Raw genomic sequence first — 571 nt, forward strand, 5'->3', positions numbered from 1 at the left:
TCACTGAACGCGGCCAGCACCGGGTCGTCCGGGATGTCGTTGGACGACCCGAGCAGCGTGATCAGGTTGGCCGGGACGGCCTGGGCGCCGTTGTGGAAGGTCCGCTCGTTGATGAGGGTGAGCAGCGTGTTGAGGATCGCCGAGCTGCCCTGGAACACCTCGTCCAGGAACGCGATGTCGGCTTCGGGGAGCATCCCGGCCGTGTTGACCTGGTAGACGCCCTCGGTCTGGAACCGTCGGATGTCGACCGGCCCGTACAGCTCGGCGGGTTCGGTGAACCGGGTGAGCAGGTAGCTGAAGTAGCGGGCGTCGAGCATCCGCCGGAAGCGTTCCAGCAGGCTGGTCTTGGCGGTTCCGGGCGGCCCGACGAGCAGGACGTGCTCACGGCACAGGACGGCCAGCGCGACCAGGTCGACCGCTTCGTCCCGGCCGACGAAGCTCTGCTTGACGTCGTGGAGCCGGGTGGCGAAGGTCCGTGCCAGCACCCTGGTCGGCTGGTCCAGCACTGGTGTGGTCGTGGTCATGATGCGGTGATCTCTTCCCCATCGGTGACAATAGGAACCATATCCGT

Annotated in this window: 1 protein-coding gene; it reads right to left on the reverse strand. The window is 66.4% G+C overall.

The annotated features are described in order from the left end of the window. A partial coding sequence (locus U9980_RS25730) for an AAA family ATPase (RefSeq protein WP_322770293.1) occupies positions 1-524 on the reverse strand: 524 nt, incomplete at its 3' end. Positions 525-571: the final 47 nt, after the last annotated feature.

This window comes from Protofrankia sp. Cr1, from assembly GCF_963555865.1.
In the GTDB taxonomy this organism is placed as follows: Bacteria; Actinomycetota; Actinomycetes; order Frankiales; family Frankiaceae; genus Protofrankia.